Source organism: Amycolatopsis roodepoortensis (assembly GCF_014873915.1).
GTDB classification, from domain to species: Bacteria; Actinomycetota; Actinomycetes; order Mycobacteriales; family Pseudonocardiaceae; genus Amycolatopsis; species Amycolatopsis roodepoortensis.
Genome location: NZ_JADBEJ010000005.1, coordinates 2,982,976 through 3,002,981, shown reverse-complemented (window position 1 = coordinate 3,002,981; position 20,006 = coordinate 2,982,976). Strand labels below are relative to the sequence as shown.

22 protein-coding genes are annotated in these 20,006 nt (G+C 69.4%); 9 read left to right on the top strand and 13 right to left on the bottom strand.

Going from position 1 to position 20,006, the window contains the following annotated elements; genetic code table 11:
* Positions 1 to 60 precede the first annotated feature (60 nt).
* From H4W30_RS33495 to H4W30_RS33485, 3 genes are all read left to right on the top strand, one after another.
* Complete coding sequence (locus H4W30_RS33495; RefSeq protein ID WP_192746226.1) at positions 61 to 375, top strand: hypothetical protein; 315 nt, start codon at positions 61 to 63, stop codon at positions 373 to 375.
* 34 nt (positions 376 to 409) lie between these two features.
* On the top strand, positions 410 to 1,621 hold the full coding sequence (locus H4W30_RS33490; protein ID WP_192746225.1) for a peptidoglycan-binding protein: 1,212 nt from the start codon (positions 410 to 412) through the stop codon (positions 1,619 to 1,621).
* A gap of 78 nt (positions 1,622 to 1,699) precedes the next feature.
* Positions 1,700 to 2,110 carry a hypothetical protein gene (locus H4W30_RS33485; RefSeq protein WP_192746224.1) on the top strand — a complete coding sequence of 137 codons (411 nt, stop codon included), beginning with the start codon at positions 1,700 to 1,702 and terminating at the stop codon, positions 2,108 to 2,110.
* A gap of 4 nt (positions 2,111 to 2,114) precedes the next feature.
* Here the strand turns inward: H4W30_RS33485 and H4W30_RS33480 are convergent, their stop codons facing one another.
* On the bottom strand, positions 2,115 to 3,101 hold the full coding sequence (locus H4W30_RS33480; RefSeq protein ID WP_192746223.1) for a glycosyltransferase: 987 nt from the start codon (positions 3,099 to 3,101) through the stop codon (positions 2,115 to 2,117).
* Between the two features lie 48 nt (positions 3,102 to 3,149).
* Positions 3,150 to 3,776, bottom strand: coding sequence for a TetR/AcrR family transcriptional regulator (locus tag H4W30_RS33475; RefSeq protein ID WP_192746222.1), 627 nt, complete (start codon positions 3,774 to 3,776; stop codon positions 3,150 to 3,152).
* 112 nt (positions 3,777 to 3,888) lie between these two features.
* On the opposite strand from H4W30_RS33475, the gene H4W30_RS33470 reads away from it, so the two are divergent.
* Positions 3,889 to 5,241: a flavin monoamine oxidase family protein gene (locus H4W30_RS33470; RefSeq protein WP_192746221.1), complete on the top strand. Its 1,353-nt coding sequence runs from the start codon at positions 3,889 to 3,891 to the stop codon at positions 5,239 to 5,241.
* Between the two features lie 233 nt (positions 5,242 to 5,474).
* Here H4W30_RS33470 and H4W30_RS33465 read toward each other — a convergent pair whose 3' ends face one another.
* From H4W30_RS33465 to H4W30_RS33440, 6 genes are all read right to left on the bottom strand, one after another.
* Complete coding sequence (locus H4W30_RS33465) at positions 5,475 to 6,305, bottom strand: hypothetical protein (protein WP_192746220.1); 831 nt, start codon at positions 6,303 to 6,305, stop codon at positions 5,475 to 5,477.
* 191 nt (positions 6,306 to 6,496) lie between these two features.
* Positions 6,497 to 7,237, bottom strand: coding sequence for a hypothetical protein (locus H4W30_RS33460; protein WP_192746219.1), 741 nt, complete (start codon positions 7,235 to 7,237; stop codon positions 6,497 to 6,499).
* A 147-nt stretch (positions 7,238 to 7,384) separates the two neighbouring features.
* A complete protein-coding gene (locus H4W30_RS33455) occupies positions 7,385 to 7,942 on the bottom strand; it encodes a M23 family metallopeptidase (RefSeq protein ID WP_192746218.1) in 558 nt (185 codons plus the stop codon).
* A 268-nt stretch (positions 7,943 to 8,210) separates the two neighbouring features.
* Complete coding sequence (locus tag H4W30_RS33450; RefSeq protein WP_192746217.1) at positions 8,211 to 8,651, bottom strand: hypothetical protein; 441 nt, start codon at positions 8,649 to 8,651, stop codon at positions 8,211 to 8,213.
* 105 nt (positions 8,652 to 8,756) lie between these two features.
* Complete coding sequence (locus H4W30_RS33445) at positions 8,757 to 9,038, bottom strand: hypothetical protein (RefSeq protein ID WP_192746216.1); 282 nt, start codon at positions 9,036 to 9,038, stop codon at positions 8,757 to 8,759.
* Between the two features lie 11 nt (positions 9,039 to 9,049).
* Complete coding sequence (locus tag H4W30_RS33440) at positions 9,050 to 9,316, bottom strand: hypothetical protein (protein WP_192746215.1); 267 nt, start codon at positions 9,314 to 9,316, stop codon at positions 9,050 to 9,052.
* A 156-nt stretch (positions 9,317 to 9,472) separates the two neighbouring features.
* Here H4W30_RS33440 and H4W30_RS33435 point away from each other — a divergent pair, with 156 nt between their 5' ends.
* From H4W30_RS33435 to H4W30_RS33425, 3 genes are read left to right on the top strand one after another with little or no spacing between them, the layout of a single operon-like run.
* Positions 9,473 to 9,895, top strand: a complete 423-nt coding sequence (locus tag H4W30_RS33435) for a helix-turn-helix domain-containing protein (protein ID WP_192746214.1) — start codon at positions 9,473 to 9,475, stop codon at positions 9,893 to 9,895.
* Positions 9,896 to 9,897: 2 nt separating this feature from the next.
* Positions 9,898 to 10,380: an ImmA/IrrE family metallo-endopeptidase gene (locus tag H4W30_RS33430; RefSeq protein WP_192746213.1), complete on the top strand. Its 483-nt coding sequence runs from the start codon at positions 9,898 to 9,900 to the stop codon at positions 10,378 to 10,380.
* Entirely contained in the window at positions 10,377 to 11,456 is a 1,080-nt protein-coding gene (locus H4W30_RS33425; protein WP_192746212.1) for an MAB_1171c family putative transporter, read from the top strand. The genes H4W30_RS33430 and H4W30_RS33425 overlap by 4 nt, the downstream gene beginning before the upstream one ends.
* 3 nt (positions 11,457 to 11,459) lie before the next feature.
* On the opposite strand, the gene H4W30_RS33420 is transcribed toward H4W30_RS33425, so the two are convergent.
* Genes H4W30_RS33420 through H4W30_RS33410 form a run of 3 tightly spaced genes read right to left on the bottom strand, consistent with a single transcriptional unit; the run spans position 11,460 to position 13,775 of the window.
* Positions 11,460 to 12,110 (bottom strand): RlpA-like double-psi beta-barrel domain-containing protein, encoded by a 651-nt coding sequence (locus H4W30_RS33420; protein ID WP_192746211.1) that lies wholly within the window; start codon positions 12,108 to 12,110, stop codon positions 11,460 to 11,462.
* Positions 12,110 to 13,609, bottom strand: coding sequence for a glycosyltransferase family 2 protein (locus tag H4W30_RS33415; RefSeq protein ID WP_192746210.1), 1,500 nt, complete (start codon positions 13,607 to 13,609; stop codon positions 12,110 to 12,112). The genes H4W30_RS33420 and H4W30_RS33415 overlap by 1 nt, the downstream gene beginning before the upstream one ends.
* A 4-nt stretch (positions 13,610 to 13,613) precedes the next feature.
* Positions 13,614 to 13,775, bottom strand: coding sequence for a hypothetical protein (locus H4W30_RS33410; RefSeq protein WP_192746209.1), 162 nt, complete (start codon positions 13,773 to 13,775; stop codon positions 13,614 to 13,616).
* 262 nt (positions 13,776 to 14,037) lie between these two features.
* Between H4W30_RS33410 and wecB the strand changes: the two genes are divergently transcribed.
* Entirely contained in the window at positions 14,038 to 15,240 is a 1,203-nt protein-coding gene (gene wecB, locus H4W30_RS33405) for a non-hydrolyzing UDP-N-acetylglucosamine 2-epimerase (RefSeq protein ID WP_192746208.1), read from the top strand.
* A complete protein-coding gene (locus tag H4W30_RS33400) occupies positions 15,237 to 16,964 on the top strand; it encodes a DUF2334 domain-containing protein (protein ID WP_192746207.1) in 1,728 nt (575 codons plus the stop codon). The genes wecB and H4W30_RS33400 overlap by 4 nt, the downstream gene beginning before the upstream one ends.
* A gap of 39 nt (positions 16,965 to 17,003) precedes the next feature.
* Here the strand turns inward: H4W30_RS33400 and H4W30_RS33395 are convergent, their stop codons facing one another.
* Together H4W30_RS33395 and H4W30_RS33390 are read right to left on the bottom strand one after the other, a co-directional pair.
* Positions 17,004 to 18,725 (bottom strand): tetratricopeptide repeat protein, encoded by a 1,722-nt coding sequence (locus H4W30_RS33395; protein ID WP_192746206.1) that lies wholly within the window; start codon positions 18,723 to 18,725, stop codon positions 17,004 to 17,006.
* Positions 18,722 to 19,897 (bottom strand): ATP-binding protein, encoded by a 1,176-nt coding sequence (locus H4W30_RS33390; protein ID WP_192746205.1) that lies wholly within the window; start codon positions 19,895 to 19,897, stop codon positions 18,722 to 18,724. The genes H4W30_RS33395 and H4W30_RS33390 overlap by 4 nt, the downstream gene beginning before the upstream one ends.
* Positions 19,898 to 20,006: the final 109 nt, after the last annotated feature.

Below are 20,006 nucleotides of genomic sequence, written 5' to 3'. Positions count from 1 at the left end.
CGGGTAGACATCGTGGGTCAGGCAAGCACGCGCGCAGGCGCCGGACTGGAGGGATCATTAATGACTCGCCGATTCGATCCAGAGCAGATCGCCGCACTGGCCAAGAAGGTCGGCGGTCTCAAGGACGGCTACAGCGGCACGGGCAAGGATCTCGGCGACGGCGATCCCGGAGGCGCGTTCGGCGACCTGAAGAATGCGGCCAGCACGGGGACCACGATGAAGGGTTTCCACCGCGGCGTGAACGCCGAACTGGCGGCCGCCGCGAAGCTCGTCGACGCCGCGTCGAACGCGCTGGCCAACGCCGCGCAGCGGATGCGGAACGACGAAGCCGCGGGTGTCGACACCCTCCGCGGCAACGGTCGCGAGCGGGACTGATCGGACTGAAGACGGGAATCAGGGGGATTTACCGATGACCACCGCGGAGCGGAATCCGAGCACGCTCGACGACCCGTCGCACGACCGCCCGAAGTCGCTGGACGCCATCGACAAGCACGCCCAGCAGACGCAGAAGCTCAACTCGGGCGCGGTCAACGACCAGGCCAGGAAGGTCGGCGGAGCCGCCACCAGGGCCAACGACCTCGGAGACGATCTCAAGGTCTTCCGCGACGACGTCCTGCGCCACTGGGAGGGCAAGGACGCCGACGCCGTCGCCGACCACCTCGAAAAGCTCGGCAAGGCCAGCTACAAGGTGAGCGACAAGGCCGAGGCGGCCAAGAACATCCTCCAGCGGGTGTCCGAGATCCTCGACGAGGTCAAGAAGAAGGTCGCACAGCTCGCCCAGGAAGCCAACGACAAGGACGCGGACAACCGCAAGCTGATCGACTCGGCTCGCCGCCGGAAGAACAGTTCCGAGGACGACAACGAGATCGCCGCCGCCGCGTCGGACATCGAGCGGCTCCGGCAGCTCAACGAAAAAGACTCGAACAGCAAGAAGGACGAGATCGAGAAGGCGCTCGACGACGCCGAGAAACAGATCGACGATCTCCTCAAGCCGCTCGGCCTGGAGATCGAAGGCGGTTTCATCGAGCTCATCCCCGCCGACGACGGCCAGACCACGGCGTCGAGCGTCAACGCGAAGCCGGTCAACTCCAACCTCAGCAGCACACCCAGCTACGGCGGGGGAGACGGCGGCGGTGGTGGAGGCGGCGGCGGTGGCGGTGGCGGCCCCGCCGGGGTGCCGGGCGACGGCAGGCCCGCGAAGCCGATCGACGCCCGTGGCGACAACCCGGCGAAGATCGCCGAGCAGTTCCTCGGCCGCAACGCCGGCGACCTCAAGGGCAGCGGCGAGCTGCCCGCCATGCAGTCGTGGGTCCCGAACAACGTCAACTGCGCGAACTTCGTCTCCGGCTGTCTCGAGGCGGCGGGCCTGATCGACAAGGGGCAGGCCAGTGCCTCGGTCGCGGGCCTGACGGCCAACCTCGAAGCGGACGGCTGGAAGTCGGTGCCGCTCTCCGAAGCGAAACCCGGCGACGTGGTGATCTCGAACAACGGCGGGCACGTCGTGCTGTACGCGGGCGATGGCCAGTTCATCGGCTCGAACAACGTCAACCCCGACGGTTCGCAGAAGATCAGCATGGGCGGCGGTGGCGGCCTCGTGAAGATCCTCACCCCGCCGACCTGATCCGACAGAACGCCGTAGCAGCACCGGGCCGGCTGACGCGTTCGATCGCGTCGCCGCCCGCCAGTGGGAGGTAGCTTGATGTACACCCCGTCCGCACGACCCGTTCCGGTGTCGCTGAACCCCGGCGACCCGGTCCGGGAAGCGGTACTCGCGGCCGCCACCGCCCGGCTCGACCAGGAATTCGGCGATCGGGTCCAGGTCGCCGTGGAACAGCTCGACCGGCTCGGCCCCTGGGTGTTCCTGCAGGGGACGATGCGCGGCACGGAACCCGGTCGTTCGTACTACGCCGGCACCATCTACGAGAACAAGCGGGCCGACGGCGTCATGTCCGACGTCTACGTCGCCCTGCTCAAGAAGCGGAGCGAGACGGGCGTCGACGACGACCCGCGGTCCTGGCGGGTGGCCAACTGCGCCATCGGCCCGACCGACGTCGCCTGGCTGACCTGGCCGGACGAGCACGAGGTGCCGCAGGAGCTCTTCGGGTTCTGACCGTTTACGAGACCCAGTCCGGGAGGGCGCGGGCGATCTCGCCGGGAGAGGGCATCAGGGCGATCTCCCCGGCGATCGACCTGGCCGCGTCGCGATGGTCGTTCCGCCCCAGCAGGTTCCCGACGTGTGCGGCGACGGCTTCCGCGCTCGGTTCGCCGGGGGGAAGACTCAGCGCGGCGCCCGCCGCGCACAGGGCTTCGGCGTTGGCGAACTGGTCGGCCCCCTGCGGGAGGACCAGCTGCGGGACGCCGGCGGACAGTGCGCCGAGTGTCGTGCCGCTGCCGCCGTGGTGCACGACCACGTCGGCGTGCGGCAGCAGCTCGGCTTGCGGGATCCACTCCCGCACCGTCACGTTGTCGGGCACGGCGCCGAGTTCCTCCGGGCGGACCCGGCCAGAGGCGACCACCACGTCCGCGCCGAGCGGAGCCAGCCCGCGGATCACGGTGCCGAGGAGTTCCGGCGTGCCGAAGGCGGTGCCGAGCGTCAGATAGATCAGCGGGCGAGCGGACTTTTCGACGCGCCACGGTGGTGTCGCCGGTTCGGAATAGGGCACGGGACGCAGCGCGACGCGTTCGGCCGTCGCGAGGAAGTTCTTGTCCTGCAAGGACTGTGGGCAGATGTCGAGATGCGGCCGGTCGGGCCTCGTCGGCGGTGCGAGCCCGATCCCGTCGGGGAACATGCGGCCGAACCCGTGCCAGAGACCGGGGATCCCGGCGCGCTCCGCGGCGATGGCCACCCCGGGTTGTCCCCATTCGTGCACGACGAGGTCGGGCCGTAGCCGGGCCAGATCCGCTTCGATGTCCTCGGCGTAGATCTCATAGAACGCGTCCGCCGGGCGAAAGGGCCTGAGACCGTTCCTGAGCAGCGGCGGGTGGACGTGCTCTCCGGCCGCGAAATGCACCTCGTGCCCGGCGTCCCTGGCGGCGATCGCGAGCGGGATCAGCGGATACGTATGACCGACCGACGCGAGGCTGGCGAAGAGGATCCGCATACGCTTCCATTCCAGATGTTCGAAACAGATGGTGAGAACATCTGAAGGTTAGCGCGGATCTCTGGTGCGCGCCGCGACGGGCTGCGGATCCGCCAGCAGCACGATCATGTCCAGCGCCCGTTCGAGGTCGCCGTGGGCGCGCACGGGGTCCGGATTGGCCACGTACTGGAGGATCAGGCCGTCGACCGAGGCCAGCGCCAGTCGTCCCAGCGTGTCGAACCCGACGGCGCAACGTTCGCCGGCGGCGATGGCGGCCTGTTCGCAAAGCCTGGTCACGAGCGAGATGTAGGCGTCGTACTGGGATCGGGCGAGGTCCGGCGTGTCGCTTCGCAACGAGTAGTTGGACAGCTCGTACTGCATGATCTGCAGCCCGACGTCGCCTTCGACGAGTTTGTCCCAGAACGTCGTGATGCCCGTCCGGAGCGCGTGCTCGAAGCCCCTGTCCGGGTCGAGGCCGCTGCGCAGCGCGTCGGAGATGTCGTCGACGACCGTGCCGATGACCGCGCGCAACAGCTGGTCCTTGCTCGGGAAGACGTAGTGCAGGGTGCCCAGTGAGATCCCCGCCTCGGCGGCCACCAAGCGGAGCGTGGTCCCGGGTACGCCGATCCTGCTGAGCACCCGGATCGCCGCGGTGACGATCTGTCCCTCGCGTTCCGCCGCCTTCACGTAGGCCATCCGGCTTCTCCTTCGTCGATCGTGTCCGAGTTTCGCATATCGGCCTTGTGGCGGGACGGAGCCGTGTCCTACTTTGAGTCGGACAACCGACCGACAAATTGGGGAGTCTGCTGTGCGCACTGTCGATGTCGTGGTGATCGGAGCGGGCCTCGCGGGGTTGACGGCCGCTCGGGCGCTGACCGGTGCGGGCCGCACGGTCGCCGTGCTGGAGGCGCGGGACCGGGTGGCGGGCCGCAACCTCGGCCATGAGCTGGTCAACGGGGTCCCGGTCGAGCTGGGCGGCCAGTGGATCGGCCGGACGCAGACCGAGGTCCTGAAGCTGGTCGCCGAGCTCGGCCTCGAGACATTTCCGACCTACGACGACGGAGCGGCGGTGACGGTCTACAACGGCAGGCGCACCACCTACACCGACGTGACCTTCGGGCTCTCCGATCAGGCGGTGCTCGAAGTCGGCCGGATGAAGTTCGAACTCGAGGCGCTGGCGGACACCGTGTCGCTCGCCTCGCCGTGGACGTCACCCGCGGCCGCGGAGCTGGACCGCAAGACCCTGGACGAATGGCTTCGCGCCGCCACCGATGACGCCGAGGCCCTCGCGTTCTGGGGAGCCGTCGTCCCCGCGGTGTTCTCCGCGGAGCCGGCGGAGATGTCGTTGCTGCACTTCCTGTTCTACGTCAAATCCGCGGGGTCGCTGGACGTCCTCGTCGCCACCACCGGCGGCGCGCAGGAGCTGCGCGTCGTGGGCGGTACCCACCTGATCTCCGAGCGGCTCGCCGAACAACTGGGCGACGTCGTCACGCTCGGCGCACCGGTTCGCGGTATCGCCCACCACGCGGACGGGGTCGAGGTGCGCCACGACGGCGGGCGGATCGCCGCCCAGCGGGTGATCGTGGCGATCCCGCCCACGCTGGCGGGGCGGCTGCACTACGAACCGCCGCTCCCGGCGGCGCGCGACGGGCTGACCCAGCAGATCCCGATGGGCAGCGTGATCAAGGTGCAGGTGGCCTACGCGGCGCCGTTCTGGCGTGAGGCCGGGCTCAACGGCTTCGCGTTCAACCTGGACGACCCGCTGTGCGTCACCCTGGACAACTCGCCGCCGGACGGCTCCTGCGGCGTACTCGTCGGATTCTTCGAGGGTGCCCATGCCCGCGAAGCCGCCCGCCTGTCGCCCCGGGAACGCCGCGAGGCCGCGGTGGCCACGCTGGTGAACCAGTTCGGGCCGGAAGCGGCGGAACCGATCGATTACGCCGAACAGAACTGGATGGAGGAGGAGTACACCCGGGGCTGTTACGGCGGCCGCCTCGGCGCCGGCGGGTGGACCCAGTACGGCGCCGCGCTGGCCGAACCGGTCGGGCGAATCCATTGGGCGGGCGCGGAGACCTCCGACATATGGAATGGCTACATGGACGGCGCCGTCCGTTCCGGGCATCGCGCCGCGGCCGAAGTGCTCGCTCGCCTGGAGAGGTGAACGCGGGCTATTGAGCGGTAAGGCAAACGTGTTGTGTCGCGAGCGGGAAGCCGGCCTGTAGGGCTGACCATGACCAGAGCTCGCCAATGCCCGATTGGAGCGCTTCGCGCCGGGGGTCGTGAGTGGCAATGATCGTTCTAACCCTCTTTTTCACTCACGACCCCGCGCATAAAGGTATGAATCGGGCGTTCCGTGGACACCAGGCCTGACTAGCCCTTCGATAAGTCCCGGTGTCAGGGGCGGTAGATCTCCTTGACCGTGGTGATCTGGTCCTCGCCGTTCACGCTGATCCGCGCGAGCACCGGGTTGCCGTCCCGCAACTGCTGGATCAGCTGGTCCTTGCCGCACGGCAGGTCGCCGTAACCCTCGTCGTCGATGGTGACCGATTCGCCGGGGCACAGGGTGGCCGCGCTGAACACCTCGGCGCCGGACCGCAGCGGAAGCCGGTACGTCTTGCCGCCGGACTGGTCGGCCATCAGCTGGAAGCGGACCATCCGCAGATTGGCGTCGTATCCGGTGAACCGCACGTCCTGCGTGGTGTCCGGGAATTCGCGGTTCTGTCCGGCGGGTGCCTTTCCGCCGCCCGCAGGCCTGGTCTCCAATTGCAGGGAGCTGTTCGGCACGCCGCAGACCACCTCGGTCCCGGATTCCGTCAGACGGGCACAGGTCCATTTGCCCTGAACGTCGAGCACCCGCTCGCCGGGGCCTTCGGCCTGCGGCAGTTTCTCGTAATACTCGGTGATCACGTTGTACGCCTCGGTGCAGCCCGGTGTGGTGCCGTCGGTCGCGGCCACCGCGATCAGATCCATCCGCGGCCGCCCGGGGGCGCCGACCTGGCCGCCGTGCTTGCTGCAGTTGACATCGCCGTTGGTCGACTCGGCGCCGGAGCCGCCGGCGGCCGCCCCCTGGCCGCCACCCGCCTGCGCCTGTTCGACGGCCGCGTTCTTCACCGGAGAACCATTTCCCGCGACATTGTTCCCGCCGCACGCGGAAAGGAGTGCGGTGGCGGCGAACGCCCCGCCCGCAATGGCGATTTTGACCGTCCTCTTCGCGGTGAATTTCATTTCAGCGCCCCTCTCGCATCCGTTGTTCGTAGCTTTGTCCGGAAGACGCCGGAAGCGGAATGGGGTTGCTTCGAAAGGCCGGTGTGGCGCAGAGGTGCCCGAAGGTCCGGACCGCCGTGTCCACGAGGGCACGACCTCGGTTCGCCGCGCAACCTCCCCGGCATCGGCCGCCGGGGAGGTCGCGAAGGCGGTTACGGGATGACGCGGTTGCGCAGGTTGTTCGGGTACGGGCCTTCACCGTGGATGTTCAGCTCGTTGTTCACCTCGAAGCTGTAATACGGGTGCGAGCTGAAATAGCTGTCCAAATTGGTGCCGCCGAAGCAGATCAGGTCCGCGCCGCCGGCCGCCCTCGGCCCGTTGCACAGGCTGAGCGTCGGGTACCGGAAGGAATCCACCGGCCGGAAACCGGCACCGCCGGGGCCGGGAACGGGCAGATGCCCGATCAGCCCGCCGGGGTCGCCCGGCCAGTTCGACTCGACGGGCTGCCGCCGCCCGTCCGCGAACAGCACGCCCTGGATGTTCCGTCCGGGCGGCTCGGTTTCGAGCACCGTGCCCGCGACGAGGGCGCCGAGGCTGAAACCGACGATGTAGACCTTCGTTTCGAGGTCGCAGCCATAGGTGACATAGAGGTTGTAGAGCGCCGTCCGGAGATTGGCGACACCCGCGTCGACGTCGGCGTACAGATTCACGTCCCCGGCGCCGTTCGGATACGGAATGCGCACCGGGTCGGCGCCGCCGGGCGCGAACGCCCGGTCCAGGAGTTTCTGCGCTCCGCCGTCCTGATACCCCGGTACGACGAACATGACGGGCCCGCACGGGCCGTCCGGCCGTGCGGGCGCCGCCTGCGCCGTGCCCGCACCGGCGATGGCGCCCGCCAGGGTGACGACGGACAGGACGGCGGTCGCGAGCAGACGTGCTCCGGTTCTTTTCATCGGTTTCTCCCCACTGTCGGGTTTGCCCGCCGAACGCTAATGAGCGCCGATGAAATACCGATGAAATGCGGGGAATTACGGCCGTCCTGCCCACTTTCGGGTGAAATCGCCGTTATGGCCTCAAGGTCCGTGGTGAATTGCGGTCGGCTATGCCCTGGTGTTGACGCTGACGGGCCGGGAACCGGTCCGGGGGACGCCGCCTTGGAGGGTGGAGGAGATGCCGACGCGGGTGGAGCAGTTGATGACCTGGTAGTGCAGGTGATAGTCGGTGGACGCCCCGGTGGTGCCGGACCAGCCGACGACCCGGCCCTGCGGAACCCAGGTGCCCGCGTTGTAGAGAGCCCGGTTCAGGTGTGCGTAGTGCGTGCAAGTGCCGTTGGAGTGCCGGATGATCACTTCGATGCCGTTCTGCCAGTAGGGCGACCAGTCCGAGACGAGGATTTGGCCGCCCTGTGCGGCGGAAACCTCGTAGTTGGCGGGAAGAGCGAAATCCCAGGCGTATTCGTTGTAAGGGCCGGTGTGGGAGAAGGTTCCTTCAGGGCCCTGGGAGACGGTGTAGGCCTCGCCCGCCGGGAATGGCAGTTCGTAGTAGTAGTTCGCGGCCGAAGCCGTGCCCGAGCCGGTGATCGAGAGACCGGCGGCCATCAGTACGGCGGCCGCGATCGTGCCGAGCCTGCGCGGCGATGCCTTTCCGGTGATGCCCATGGCGTCCTCGCTTTCCGAGCGATCAAGGCCCTGTCCCGTCGGCAGGGCACCCCTGACTAAACAGGCAGGCCACGGCTCGGACAATGGTGCGTTCAGGGCTTGCGCGGAGACGGCGAAAGGGTTATCGAGGGCACGTGTCCCGTCGGCCGGCGCGACCGGACCTCGGCGTCGATGGTCCACAAAGGACGCTAAGCCGCAACACGTCACCTTCGCTGGGCTGACGATGCGTCCGCTGTCCTTTGAGGACGGACGCGGCCCGCCGGCCGCGTCACCGGCGCCCGGCGTTCAGGACGACGAGGAACTGCCCTCCGCCCCGCTCGACGCCCGCGGTCACCGGCAATCCCGGAACCAGGCGGGAGAACCGGTCTTCGAGCCACTCCGCGGCTTCCTTGGCGTCTCGCTCCGTCGGGCAGCGGGCGACCAATTCGCGGCCTCCCTTGCGCTCCAGCCGTCCGGCGACGGTGATCAACGGCGCGGGGTCGGCCACGTGGAGGCGGTCCGGCCAGGCGATGACCACCTTGACCGCGCCCTTGCGGGTGTTGCACCCGCGATGCGCGAGCCGCTCGGGGATCTTGGCCTTCCGGTCGGCGGTCCGGCTGTCCACACTGGGCCCGCGCGGGTCGTTCACCGACATGTCCGGGTCGACCGGTTCGTCGCACACCCAGCAGCGCCAGCCGTCGCGCTCGGCCACGTCATCGAGAAGACTCATCCGGTCAACCTAGCCTGCCGGTTCCTGGCGACGCCCGGGGCGCGGGTGTCGCGAAAGCCACTTTCGGGACATCTGACGTCCCGAAAGTGGCTTTCGCGACGTCGCCTACTTCGTGCAGTGGATCCCGGCTTCACCCCGGTACATCACGAAGCTGATCTTCACCGAGTACAGGTGGATGGTCACGCACTGGTCGGGCGTGTACCCGTAGACGGAGGCGTGGTCGTAGGCCTGCTGCAACGCCGTCCGCTTGGCCGAGGCCGACGTCTTCTCCACGGTGGTCCCGAGGAACGCCCGGGTCTCCGCGGCGCTCGCCACCCCCGGCGCGAGTGTCATGAGTCCCGCGAGGGCCACGGCGGCCCCCGTCGCGCGGGCGATCGTCCTGTTCATGCTTTCCCCTTTCATCGCTGGCAGTAGAGCTCGGCGATCGCGCTGTAGTAGTAGAAGTGCGACCGGACGTCGGACGCGCGGACGTAGCACTGCGAGTCCAGCCAGTTCGTGTTCCGGGCGTACATCCGGGCGACCTTTTCCGCCGACCCGATGGCGTCCGACGGGCCCGGACCGATGCCGGAGCCGTAGAAGTATGCGGTCTCCACGGCGAGTGCCGGCGTCGCCGACACGGTCATCGCGGCGGCCGCCAGTGCCACCGCGGTCAGCAACTTCTTCATGGGAGCTCCCCCTTCTGGGTCGTCAGCCAGAATCGACTGACTCCCTTCAGTCATTCATCTCAGCTAACGTGGTGACCGTAAGGGACCCCGGGAGTCCATGTCAACTCATGTGAACGACTAGCTTGTCGAGATTCATTTCAGCTTACGGAGGTGAAGATGACCGAACCACGGGTGACCACGCTCACCGACCGGATCGACCGCCTCTTTCAGGTGGTCCGGCGGCCCAACGGCGAGCAGCACAGCCACGAGGAGGTGGCGCGGGCCTGCCGGGAGAGCACCGGTGAGTCGTTCTCCGCCGCGTACCTGTGGCAGCTGCGGACCGGCCGCCGGGACAACCCGACCAAACGGCACCTCGAAGCGCTCGCGGCGTTCTTCCAGGTGCCGCCCGCGTACTTCTTCGACGACGAACAGGGAAGGGCCCTTGCCGAAGAGGTCGAGTTGCTGGGAGCGTTGCGCAACACCGCGGTGCGCAACCTGGCGTTGCGCGCGGTGACGCTGTCCGAGGAGGGGCTCGGCACCGTGTCCGACATCGTCGAGGCGATCAAACGGCGCGAGGCCATGCGTGACCAGGGGGAGTAGCCATGCTGGGCAGGAAGAGCGCGCTCTGGCGCAGATGTGAGCGGATCGCGGCAACCGTGCGGCTGCCGGAGCCGTTCGACGTCACCACGTTGTTCGGCGAGGTCGCGGCGATGCGCGGGCGGCCCATCGAACTGGTGGCGCTCGAGGCGCGGCCGGGGGCGCCGTGCGGGGTGCTCGCGGCCACCGACCGGGCGGACTACGTGTTCTACACGCGGGACACGTCCCCGTTGCACCAGCGGCACATCCTGCTGCACGAACTCGGCCATCTGCTGTGCGGGCACGTCGAAGGCGAGGTGCGGCCGGAGGCGATCGCCGCGATGGTCGCGCCCTCGCTTTCGGCCGACCTGGTCCGCCGGGTCCTGGGCCGTACGACGTACGCGCAGGAGCAGGAGAAGGAGGCCGAGCTCGTCGCATCGCTGCTCATGCGCCGGGCCGTGAGCACCGCGCCGGAATCCGACCGGCTGCGCCACGCCCTCGGTTCATGATCAGCTACCTGTCCGCCGCGCTGCTGGCGGCGATCGGCCTCACCCGGCTGATGACCGTCCGTGCCGGGCCGAGGCAGCTGGCCACGTTCTTCCTCAGCATGGCGGCGGGCCTCGCCCTCTCCGCCGACGCCACGGTGCGGTTCCTCGGCGACGACCTGCTCCCGCGGCTGATCACCAACGCGCTGCAACTGCTCGCGATGCGCGCGCTGGTCCAGCTGGTCCGCGGCGCCCGGTCACCGGAGAAGCCGACGCCGTTCTGGCCCATCCTGTTGTGCTGGGCGCTGATGGTCCTGTGCTACCTGGACATCGCCCCGCACCGGCTGGAGGTGGGCACGCCCGCGTTCCAGTGGCGGTGGAGCGTCGTCGCCTACCAGGCCGTCCTCACGACGTACGGGGTGGCCTGTCTGGTGATGTTCACGCGCACGCTGGCCCGCAGCGCCGCGGTCCGTCCACAAGGGACGTTCCGGACCGGGTTGCGGATCCTGGTCTGCGCCGCCGTCGCGACCATCGTGTGGGTGCTGTTCTCCGGGCTTCCCTCGCTGTGGCTGGAGATCACCGACCTCGCGGACCTCGATTTCCTGCCGCGCGCCCGCCTGGTCGGCCTCTGCGCGATGGTGCTGTGGGTCGTCGGCGGGCTGTTCACCACCTGGGACGGCGCGCTCCGGCTGGTGCGCGCGTGGCGTGGGATCCGGGCGGTGACGCCACTGTGGAAGGAACTCGTCGCCGCGCATCCGCAGATCGCGCTGCCGGTCCGCCACGATCTCGAATTCACGTTGTACCGCAGGATGATCGAGATCCGTGACGGCCTGCTCGCGTTGCGGGCGCACGTTCCGCCGCAGCTCGGGGACTGGCTGCGCACCCCGGTCGACGGGCCCACGCGCGCCGCCGCCGAGCTCGCGGCGGCGCTGGTGATGCGGGAAGCGGGCCGCAGCTGGCCGAACCACCCGGCGGGCCCGCAACCCAGCGTGCGGGACGAAAGCGCCTGGCTGAGCGCCATGTCGTCCGCGTTCACGAATTCCCGTGTCGTGCGGGAGGTACGCGAACGCGCGCTGGCGGAGGCCGGGCACCTGTCCTGACGGTCAGGGCTTCCCTAGCTCCAGCGTGGCGTTGTGCAGCGACGAGTACATCGGGTCGGAGGTGAAATCCGGCCCGGTCTCCTCGCCGAGGTAGACGTCGATGTGCCGGTCGCCCCCGAGCCCGGGGGTGAATTCGTCCATGATCCGCCAGGAGGCGGAACGCAGCTTGTCGCAGACGGCCGCGTCGATCGCCGAGCCGTCCTCTGCGGTGCCGCAGCCGGTGATCCGCAGTTCGCGGCCGGCGCCGAGGACGTTCGGATCCGCGGCGGCGGAGACGAACGGCTCCAGCGGACGGCCGTGGCTGTCACGGGGCGCGTTGTCCAGCCAGAAACCGGTGTCGTGCGACCAGTTCAGGTAGCGGCCGGCGTGCCGCCCGCTGACGATGCGGCCGGTCCCTTCGGCTTCGACGGCCTGCACGAAACCTTCGGGATAGCGCCCCAGCGGGTCGTCGCCGCGTTCGCAGTCGATCACCAGGCAGCCGGTGACCGGCACGGGATCGTCGTCGTAGTGCGCTTCGACGGCGGTGTAGTACACGGTCACGTACCACCCGGCGGACGACTCCTTCCCGGCGTCGCCGCGGTCGATGGCGGAGGCCGCGACGAGGGCCAGCACCACGGCCGCGAGGACGAGGACGAGCCTGTTCCGGCCTGCCATCACACCCGCTCCAGTCGTTGGGTCGGTTCGGCTTCGGCCAGCGGATGCGGCACCGGCCGGGTCGGTTCGGCGGCGGCCAGGACCCCCGTGGGAATCGGCTGTGTGACGCTGGGATCGAGCGTCGCCGGCGGGGTGGCCGGGCGCGGCGCGGGTGCGCGAACCGGGACAGGCAGCGGCATCGGCATCGACGGCATCGGTATCGGCGGCGCGGCCTGGCCGTCTTCGGCGAGCCGTTCGGTCTTGGCCCAGCCGTTGCGTCCGGACAGGAGCCGGAACAGCGCACGCCACGTCGCGATGATGCCCAGCGCCAGGAACCCCGGGTAGAGCAGCCCGGCGAACAGGCAGCGGAAGATGTTCTCGTCGCGGAGCCGGATCCAGTAGACCAGCCCCCAGAGCAGGCTCGGCAGCATGGCCAGCCCCACCAGCATCGCGGCCGACGTCGGCAGAGTGTCCACTGTGGCCACCAGCCCGCCCAGCGTGCTCCCGGTGGCCAATGCCACCGCGGACGCCGCGACCAGTCCGACCAGCAGCAGCGACATGGGCACGGTCAGCCAGGGTGAGAGCAGGTAGATCAGGAAGTCGGCGAGGCCGACGCCGCTGACGAACCTCGACGTGGTCAGCCTGCGAAGATGCCGGAAGCATTGCAGATTCCCTTGTGCCCACCGGGTTCGCTGGCGCAGCAGCCGTTTCACGTCGGTCAGGCCCTGCTGGGTGACCCACGCGGATTTCGTGTAGCGCACGCGGATCCCGTCCAGGTGCAGCCGCAGGCCGAGTTCCAGATCCTCGACAAGGCAGGCCGACCACGGGCCGGGGTGGAACCGGGCGAGGACGGACAGCCGGGTGAACTGGCCGTTGCCGCCAAGGCCGACACTGCCGACCAGGTCACGCAAGGACTGCGCGGAGTCCGCGATCGCGCCGAATTCCAGATCCTGGAGCAGGGCCAGCGTTTTGTGCCGGTTGTGGATGCGCACCCGGCATTGCACGGCACCGACCGACTTCTCCGCCATCAGTTCGGCGATCTCGTCGAGCATTCCTTCGCTGCAGCGGCCGTCGCCGTCCACGATCCCGACGATCGTCTGCTCGATCGTGCCTTCGCGGCGCGCGATTTCGAGGATGTAGCGGTACGCCGTGTTGAGGCCCTCGCCCTTGCCCTGCCGGGCCATCGGGAGCTCACGGCGCAGCACGTGCAACCGCGGATCCCTGATACCGGCCAGGATCCGCGGCGTCGCGTCGTCGGAGGCGTCGTCCACGACGACGACCCGGACCGGTGTGTACCGGGTCCCGGTGGCCAGCGCGTTGCGCACCGTGTTCGCGATGACGCGTTCCTCGTTCAGCGCCGGGATGACGATCCAGAACGGCACCGGATCCGGCGTCCGGCGCACACTGCGTGGTCGTTGCGGGGACCGCCAGGCGAACACCGCCAGGACGAGGTTCTGCAGCGGCCACCAGATCAGGACGCCGACCATGATGGTGGCGATGACGGACAGACTGGTCTCCATTTCGCTACTGCCCCCTTTCCGGCGCGGGCGCGATTCGGACGAGAATCGAGCGAATGGCGAAAAGCAACAGAATGAACGCGGCGAGTGACAGCGGCAGCCAAATCCCGGCGCTCGCGGTGAGCCCCATGGTCGCCGCCGCGCCGACCGCCGGTCCGATCCGGATCACAGACATGTTCTCCCCCAAGAGCTAGAAGTGCTCAAATCCTTGTGTGCGAAGGATTGCGCGTGATGCTTCCGGGCCCCCCGGCCGGTCTCGCATCACCGACTACGACGTGAGGTGTCGCGACGCGGTTCCCTCGATCGGGTGAGGAAATTCGACGGGAACCGGACAGAACCACTCTGCGTCGCACCGGGCACAGCGCCCCGCACAAAGGATCATGAGAAGTGCGTGGAGTCGCCGAAAAGAATATTCGAACCTTGGGGGAGTAATGGTTTGGAATGAACAAGGAACCCGGCCGCGCGTATGGCTCGTGATGGGGACCCGGCCGGAGGCGATCAAACTGGCGCCGGTCGCCGAGGCGATCGTCGCGGCGGGCCGGATGGAACCCGTGCTGGTCGCCACCGGGCAACATCCGACGATGGTCGACCAGGCGCTGGAGACGTTCGGTGCCCGCGCGGACGTCACCTTGCCGCTGCACCGCCGCGACGGCGGCCAGCCCGAACTGCTCGGCCAGATGCTGACCGGCCTGGACGAGCTGGCCGAACGCGAACCGCCCGCGGTGGTGGTGGTCCAGGGGGACACCACGACCACGCTGGCCGGCACGCTCGCCGCGTTCTGGCGCCGGATTCCGGTGGTACATCTGGAAGCGGGCCTGCGCTCGTTCGATCTGGCCGCGCCCTTCCCGGAGGAACTGAACCGGCGGCTGGTCACCCAGGCGGCGTCCCTGCATCTGCCGCCGACCCCGGCCGCGGCGGAGAACCTGTCGCGTGAACTCGTCGCCGCGGAGCGGATCCTGGTCACCGGCAACACTTCGGTGGACGCGATCCGCGCCATCGCCGACCGCGGGGCGGTGGACTACCGCGATGAACGGGTCGCCGCCGCCGTGGAGGCGGCCACCCGCGGTGAGCCATTGGTACTGGTGACCGCGCACCGCCGCGAATCCTGGGGCGAGCCCCTGCGCCAGGTGCTGCGCGCGGTCGCCGAACTGGTCGCCCGGCATCCCGGTGTGCGCGTGGTCCTGCCCGCGCACCCGAATCCGGCCGTCCGCGAGCTGGTCGGCGCCGAACTGGGCGGCGTGTCTCGCGTGGTGGTCACCGAGCCGCTGCGCTACGACGAACTCGCCGGCGCGCTCGCCGCGGCCACGCTGGTCCTGTCCGATTCCGGCGGGATCCAGGAGGAGGCGCCGACCTTCGGCGTGCCGGTGCTGGTGTTGCGGGAGGTCACCGAACGGATGGAGGCGGTGCACGCGGGCTGTGCCCGGTTGGTCGGCACCGATCGCGAGCTGATCGTGCGGACGGCGTCGGAACTCCTCACCGACCCGCGGGCGCGGGCGGCGATGATGAGCAACGGCAACCCGTTCGGCGACGGAAAGGCCGCGTCGCGCACCGAGCTCGCGCTGGCCCGGTTGCTCGGCCTGAGCGCCGAGCCGGTGGAGGAATTCGCCGCGCTGCCGGGAGGTGTGCTGGTATGACCGGGAAACGGAAGGGACACCGGCGCCGCCGGACACCCGCCGGGCTGAGGTTCGCGGCGCTGGCCGTCGTCGTCGCGACCGGGCTGGTGATGCTGGTCGTGTACACGCGCCCGGCCGGCGCGATCCTCGCGTCGCCGGCGGCCGCCCCGGTCTCGCTCGGCGACCGGCTGGCGTTGGGCAGCGAGGTCGGCAGCCCCGGGCCCGGCGGGAACCGCGCCCACCGCACGCTCGTGGTCTACGACGCGGGTGAGCGGGACGCGCCGAACCCGCCCGCCGCCGCGGACGAGGCCGGAATGGCCGAGGCGCACGCGATGCAGACCGCGAACCTGGTCTCGCGGGCGGGCAGCTGGACGATGCGCGCCGCCGCCGATTACCAGGCGGGCGAGATCGGCGGATACCAGGCGCTGGTCTATGTCGGCTCGATCAGCGAGGCCGCGCTGCCCGTCGCGCTGCTCGCGGACGTGGCGGCCGCGAAGGTGCCGGTCGTCTGGATGGGCGAGAACATCCATCGCCTGGCGGAACACGACCCCGGTATCACCGCGCGCTGGGGATGGACGCCGGTGGGCCGCACTCCGACCTCACCGACCGAGGTCCGCTACAAGAACGTTCCGCTGGAACGCAATCCCGAGATCGGCTCGATTCCTTTGGTGCGGCGGGAAAACCCCGCGGTCAACGAAGTGCTCGCGGAAAGCGGGACGGGCGGTGAGCCCACGCCGTGGGCGGTGCGTTCCGGGACCTTCACCTACCTCGCGGAGGCGCCGTTCTCCTACGTCAACGAGGGGGACCGGTACCTCGCCGCCGCCGACATCCTGCTCGGCACCCTCGCTCCGAAGACCGAGGAACGGCACCGCGCGCTCGTGCGGATCGAGGACATCGGCCCGCGTACCGACCCCGGCCAGATCCGCCGGATCGCGGATCTCCTCGGTGGGCAAGGAATTCCGTTCTCACTCGCGGTGTATCCGTACTACGCGGACCCGCACGGCGTCGCCAATGGCGGCAGGCCGACCTTCGCCCGGCTCGTGGACAGCCCGGCCCTGGTCGACGCGCTGCACTACGCGATCCGGCGCGGCGCGACGATGATCATGCACGGCTACAGCCATCAGTTCGAGGAGCTGGCGAACCCCTACGGCGGGGCGAGCTCCGCGGATTACGAGTTCTACACGGCGATCGTGGACAAGAACAACCACGTCGTGGAGACCGGACCGGTCCCCGGCGATTCCGCGGAATGGTTCCGCGAGCGGATCGCCACCGGGCTCGGCGAGTTCCGCCGGGTCGGGCTGCCGGAGCCGGAAGTGTTCGAGTTCCCGCATTACGGCGGTTCGGCGGTGGACTACAAAGAGGTCAGTTCGCATTTCGCGGCGCGCTACGACCAGGGCAGTTACTTCGCGGGATACTGCCCGCGCGGAGCCTGCGGTTCCACCTCGACCGTGTCGTACCAGACCAAGTACGGTCAATACTTCCCTTACCCGGTAAGGGATGTCTATGGTGCGGTGGTGATACCGGAGAACCTGGACCACATCGCGCCGGAGCCGTTCAACCAGCATCCGGCCCGCCTGCCCGCGGACCTGCTCGCCGACGGCGCGAAGTCCAAAGTGGTCCGTGACAACGTGGCGAGCTTCTTCTTCCACCCGTTCCTGCCGCTGGAGCATCTGAGCACGGTCGTCCTCGGCCTGCGGGCGCAGGGATACGAGTTCACCACCGCCAGCGAGGTCGCTCGCGGTTGAGCGTCCGGCCGGCGCCCCGATCAGGGCGCCGGCCGCCGCTCAGGCACCGGTGACGTAGATCCGCGCGATGCTCCCGTCCGCCCAGCGGAAGCCGAGCCGGTGCCCGGCGAAGTCGTAGACGGCCGTGGCTTCGCCGTTGGCACGGTTCACCCAGCTGTTCTGCGGAACGGCCCCATGCTCTCGGACGTAGGCGTCGACCGACCCACGATGCCCACCGAGGTCGAGCCCGGAGATCAGCCGGTCCGCGGCCGGGCAGACCGCGACGTCGACACCGACCCTCGTCACCAGCCCGTCGAGCGCCTCGATGTAGACGCCGTCGACGCTCGGCTCCTCGGGGACCAGCTCACTCCGCCGGACTGTCGAGCCAGGGAACAGCTCGCGCAGTTCCGCGTACGCCGCGGAATCCTCGGGCGCGCCCAGCGCGGCGCACATCGTGACGATGATGCCGGTCAGCGGCGTCCCAGGTGCGGGAAGCGGATCGGCCGCGGGCTCGTCGGTCTTCAGCGGTGCCGGCCGCGGGTCCTGGCCGCCGAAGGCCGCGACCCGGTCCCAGATCCAGTCCGCCATCGAGTCGGCGACGGGCTCGTCGGGCTGTCCCGGCCGGCGTTTCACCAGCCTCCCGAACGCGACGGCGACCAGGTAGGTCCCGGCGTCGTCGGTCATCACCTGGTCCCAGACCTCCTTCTCCGGCCAGTCGGGGTGCGCCGCCTGGTCGGCCTCGATCTCGGCGTTCATGGCGAGGATCTCCGCCGCCGACATGAGGCGGAACGACTCGGTCCAGCCCCAGGTGGCACCGGAACCGGGCGGCTGGCCGTCGTGCCAGGTGAGCAGGTCCCTCGCGACCAGGGAGCCGACCTTTTCGTCGCCCTCGGTCAGATCGGCTGCCGTGGCTCCCGGCCGCAGGCTGTCGCGCAGTTCGGCGGGCATCACCACGTCCAGCGCCGCCAGCGCGGAGGCCAGGTCGATGCCGAGCTTCTGGTCGCGGATCTGCTGCCACGCCATCTCGAGCACGCCGGTGCCTTGGATGTCCGCCAGGCTGATGTCGTCGCCGCGCGCCTTCTCGACGATCCGCAGCATCGTCCGAGCGGTATCCACCAGGTTTTGCAACAGGTCGTCGGTCGGGTCCTGGCGCAGCAGCCGGAGACCGAGTTGTTCGGCGTCATCGAACCGGTACTGCGCCAGGTAGGCGTAGCCGAGCAGCATGGCGACCCAGGAGTCCGCCACGTTGGTCCGGATGGCCTCCTCGGCCGCCGGAACGAACCGTTCAGGTGGTGCGCAGCTCGCCAGCAGGTACTCCGCGCGTTTCGCCAGCGCCTTGGGGAGGTCGTCGGGCTTCGTCCGCGCGCACAGCGCGACCGCCTCGTCGAGTTGCCGCCACCCGGCCTCGTGCTCCCCGGAGCAGGCCTGGGCGTGGCCCAGCTGCATCCAGTCGTCCCAGTCCTCGTGGCTCTGGCCCAGTACGGTGCGCGCCCACCTCAGCGCCTCGTCGTGGTTGTGCTCCCCGGATTCCAGATGCCGGAGCGCACGAGCCGCCCAGATGAACTGGTTGTCGCGGCGGCCGGCCACCCGGAGATAGAGACGCCGTGCTTCGTCCGCGTCGCCGAGGGATTCACGGTGATAGGCGAGCACCATCGACGCGCTGCTCCGCTCCGGCTGGGCCGCGAGCACCCGCACCGCCAGCTCGGCGACCCGGGGATGCGTCGGCTGTGCTTCCAGGAGTTCCCAGGCCAGGTCGAGGTCCCGCTCGACGGTGTCGCTCATCGCATGCCCCGCTTCACCCGGTATGCCCGGAGCTGGTCGAAGGTGCCGTCGTCGACGCCGTATTCGAGGACCGGCGCCACCTGGTCGAACCAGGACGTCGTGGACGGGATGATGCCGCCGACCGCGGCCAGCAGCCCCTCGGTGGTGACCGGCACCAGCTCGTTCCTGCTCATCGACTCGACCATCGCCTTCTGCAGCACGGTGGTCGTCAAATGGCTGAGGTCGGCGCCGGAGAACCCTTCGGTCGCCGCCGCGACGGCCACGGCGTCGACGTCGGCGGCGGGTTTGCCCGCCAGGGCGCCCTGGACGATCGCGGCCCTGGCGACCGCGTCGGGTGGCAGCACCAGCACTGTCTTGTCGATCCGGCCCGGACGGCGCAGCGCGGAGTCGATGTCCCACGGCCGGTTCGTCGCGGCGAGGAAGTAGACCCCGTCGTTCGTGCCCGCCATGCCGTCGAGCTCCTCCAGGAGCTGGGTGACGAGCATTCGCATCGCGTGCGATCCGCCGCCGCCGGAGGTACGCCGTCCACCGAGAGCGTCGAACTCGTCGAAGAAGATCACGCACGGTGTCGCCGCGCGGGCGTGGCGGAACACGCTCTGGATCGCCTTCTCGCTCTCGCCGATCCACTTGCTGAGCAGGTCCGCGAGGGTCACGTGGAGGAAGGACGCGCCGAGATCGCCGGCGATCGCCCTGGCGATGAACGTCTTCCCGCAGCCGGGCGGGCCGTACATCAGCAGCGAACCACCCGGCTTCTGCCCGAACGCGGCCGCCAGCTCGGGGTTGCGCAGCGGAGCGAGGAACGCGGTGTTCAGGTGCTGCTTGACCTCGGCGAGACCCGCGACGTCGTCCAACGTCACTTTCGGGCGCTCGGCGTCCCACAGCGACGCCGACACAGCGCTTTCCTGGCGATCCTCGTCGGCCGGGGCCGGAACCGGGTTCGAGGCGCGCAACCGTGTCGCCATCAGCCGGGCGCGCAGCAGCCGGACCCGCCCCGGATCACCGCCGTGTGCCTCGAACGCCGCCAGTTCCGTGGCAGCGCGTTCCGGCTCCCGCTCCAGCAGAAGCGTGACGAAGTCTTCGCGCAGCGCCAGATTGCCGGGATCGGCTTCCACCTCGCGCGCGATCACCTCGACGAAGCCGTCGTCCGGATCTGCCTTGTCGTCTCTGGTCATGCGGTTCTCTCTCGTATGAGCCGTGGCCATGTCCGTCCGGGACAGAAAAGCATCCCTTCGATCATCGGGGCGCCGGGGGTGTCCCTGTCAGGGGTGAATTGGGGGACGG

What these genes read in the sequence shown, in the direction of transcription:
- H4W30_RS33485 (WP_192746224.1), top strand. Translation starts at nt 1,700, where the DNA reads ATGTACACCCCGTCCGCACGACCCGTTCCGGTGTCGCTGAACCCCGGC.
- H4W30_RS33495 (WP_192746226.1), top strand. Translation starts at nt 61, where the DNA reads ATGACTCGCCGATTCGATCCAGAGCAGATCGCCGCACTGGCCAAGAAG.
- H4W30_RS33460 (WP_192746219.1), bottom strand. Translation starts at nt 7,237, where the DNA reads ATGAAAAGAACCGGAGCACGTCTGCTCGCGACCGCCGTCCTGTCCGTC.
- H4W30_RS33445 (WP_192746216.1), bottom strand. Translation starts at nt 9,038, where the DNA reads ATGAACAGGACGATCGCCCGCGCGACGGGGGCCGCCGTGGCCCTCGCG.
- H4W30_RS33455 (WP_192746218.1), bottom strand. Translation starts at nt 7,942, where the DNA reads ATGGGCATCACCGGAAAGGCATCGCCGCGCAGGCTCGGCACGATCGCG.
- H4W30_RS33440 (WP_192746215.1), bottom strand. Translation starts at nt 9,316, where the DNA reads ATGAAGAAGTTGCTGACCGCGGTGGCACTGGCGGCCGCCGCGATGACC.
- H4W30_RS33475 (WP_192746222.1), bottom strand. Translation starts at nt 3,776, where the DNA reads ATGGCCTACGTGAAGGCGGCGGAACGCGAGGGACAGATCGTCACCGCG.
- H4W30_RS33465 (WP_192746220.1), bottom strand. Translation starts at nt 6,305, where the DNA reads ATGAAATTCACCGCGAAGAGGACGGTCAAAATCGCCATTGCGGGCGGG.
- wecB (WP_192746208.1), top strand. Translation starts at nt 14,038, where the DNA reads ATGGTTTGGAATGAACAAGGAACCCGGCCGCGCGTATGGCTCGTGATG.
- H4W30_RS33450 (WP_192746217.1), bottom strand. Translation starts at nt 8,651, where the DNA reads ATGAGTCTTCTCGATGACGTGGCCGAGCGCGACGGCTGGCGCTGCTGG.
- H4W30_RS33415 (WP_192746210.1), bottom strand. Translation starts at nt 13,609, where the DNA reads ATGGAGACCAGTCTGTCCGTCATCGCCACCATCATGGTCGGCGTCCTG.
- H4W30_RS33435 (WP_192746214.1), top strand. Translation starts at nt 9,473, where the DNA reads ATGACCGAACCACGGGTGACCACGCTCACCGACCGGATCGACCGCCTC.
- H4W30_RS33425 (WP_192746212.1), top strand. Translation starts at nt 10,377, where the DNA reads ATGATCAGCTACCTGTCCGCCGCGCTGCTGGCGGCGATCGGCCTCACC.
- H4W30_RS33420 (WP_192746211.1), bottom strand. Translation starts at nt 12,110, where the DNA reads ATGGCAGGCCGGAACAGGCTCGTCCTCGTCCTCGCGGCCGTGGTGCTG.
- H4W30_RS33480 (WP_192746223.1), bottom strand. Translation starts at nt 3,101, where the DNA reads ATGCGGATCCTCTTCGCCAGCCTCGCGTCGGTCGGTCATACGTATCCG.
- H4W30_RS33390 (WP_192746205.1), bottom strand. Translation starts at nt 19,897, where the DNA reads ATGACCAGAGACGACAAGGCAGATCCGGACGACGGCTTCGTCGAGGTG.
- H4W30_RS33490 (WP_192746225.1), top strand. Translation starts at nt 410, where the DNA reads ATGACCACCGCGGAGCGGAATCCGAGCACGCTCGACGACCCGTCGCAC.
- H4W30_RS33430 (WP_192746213.1), top strand. Translation starts at nt 9,898, where the DNA reads ATGCTGGGCAGGAAGAGCGCGCTCTGGCGCAGATGTGAGCGGATCGCG.
- H4W30_RS33395 (WP_192746206.1), bottom strand. Translation starts at nt 18,725, where the DNA reads ATGAGCGACACCGTCGAGCGGGACCTCGACCTGGCCTGGGAACTCCTG.
- H4W30_RS33400 (WP_192746207.1), top strand. Translation starts at nt 15,237, where the DNA reads ATGACCGGGAAACGGAAGGGACACCGGCGCCGCCGGACACCCGCCGGG.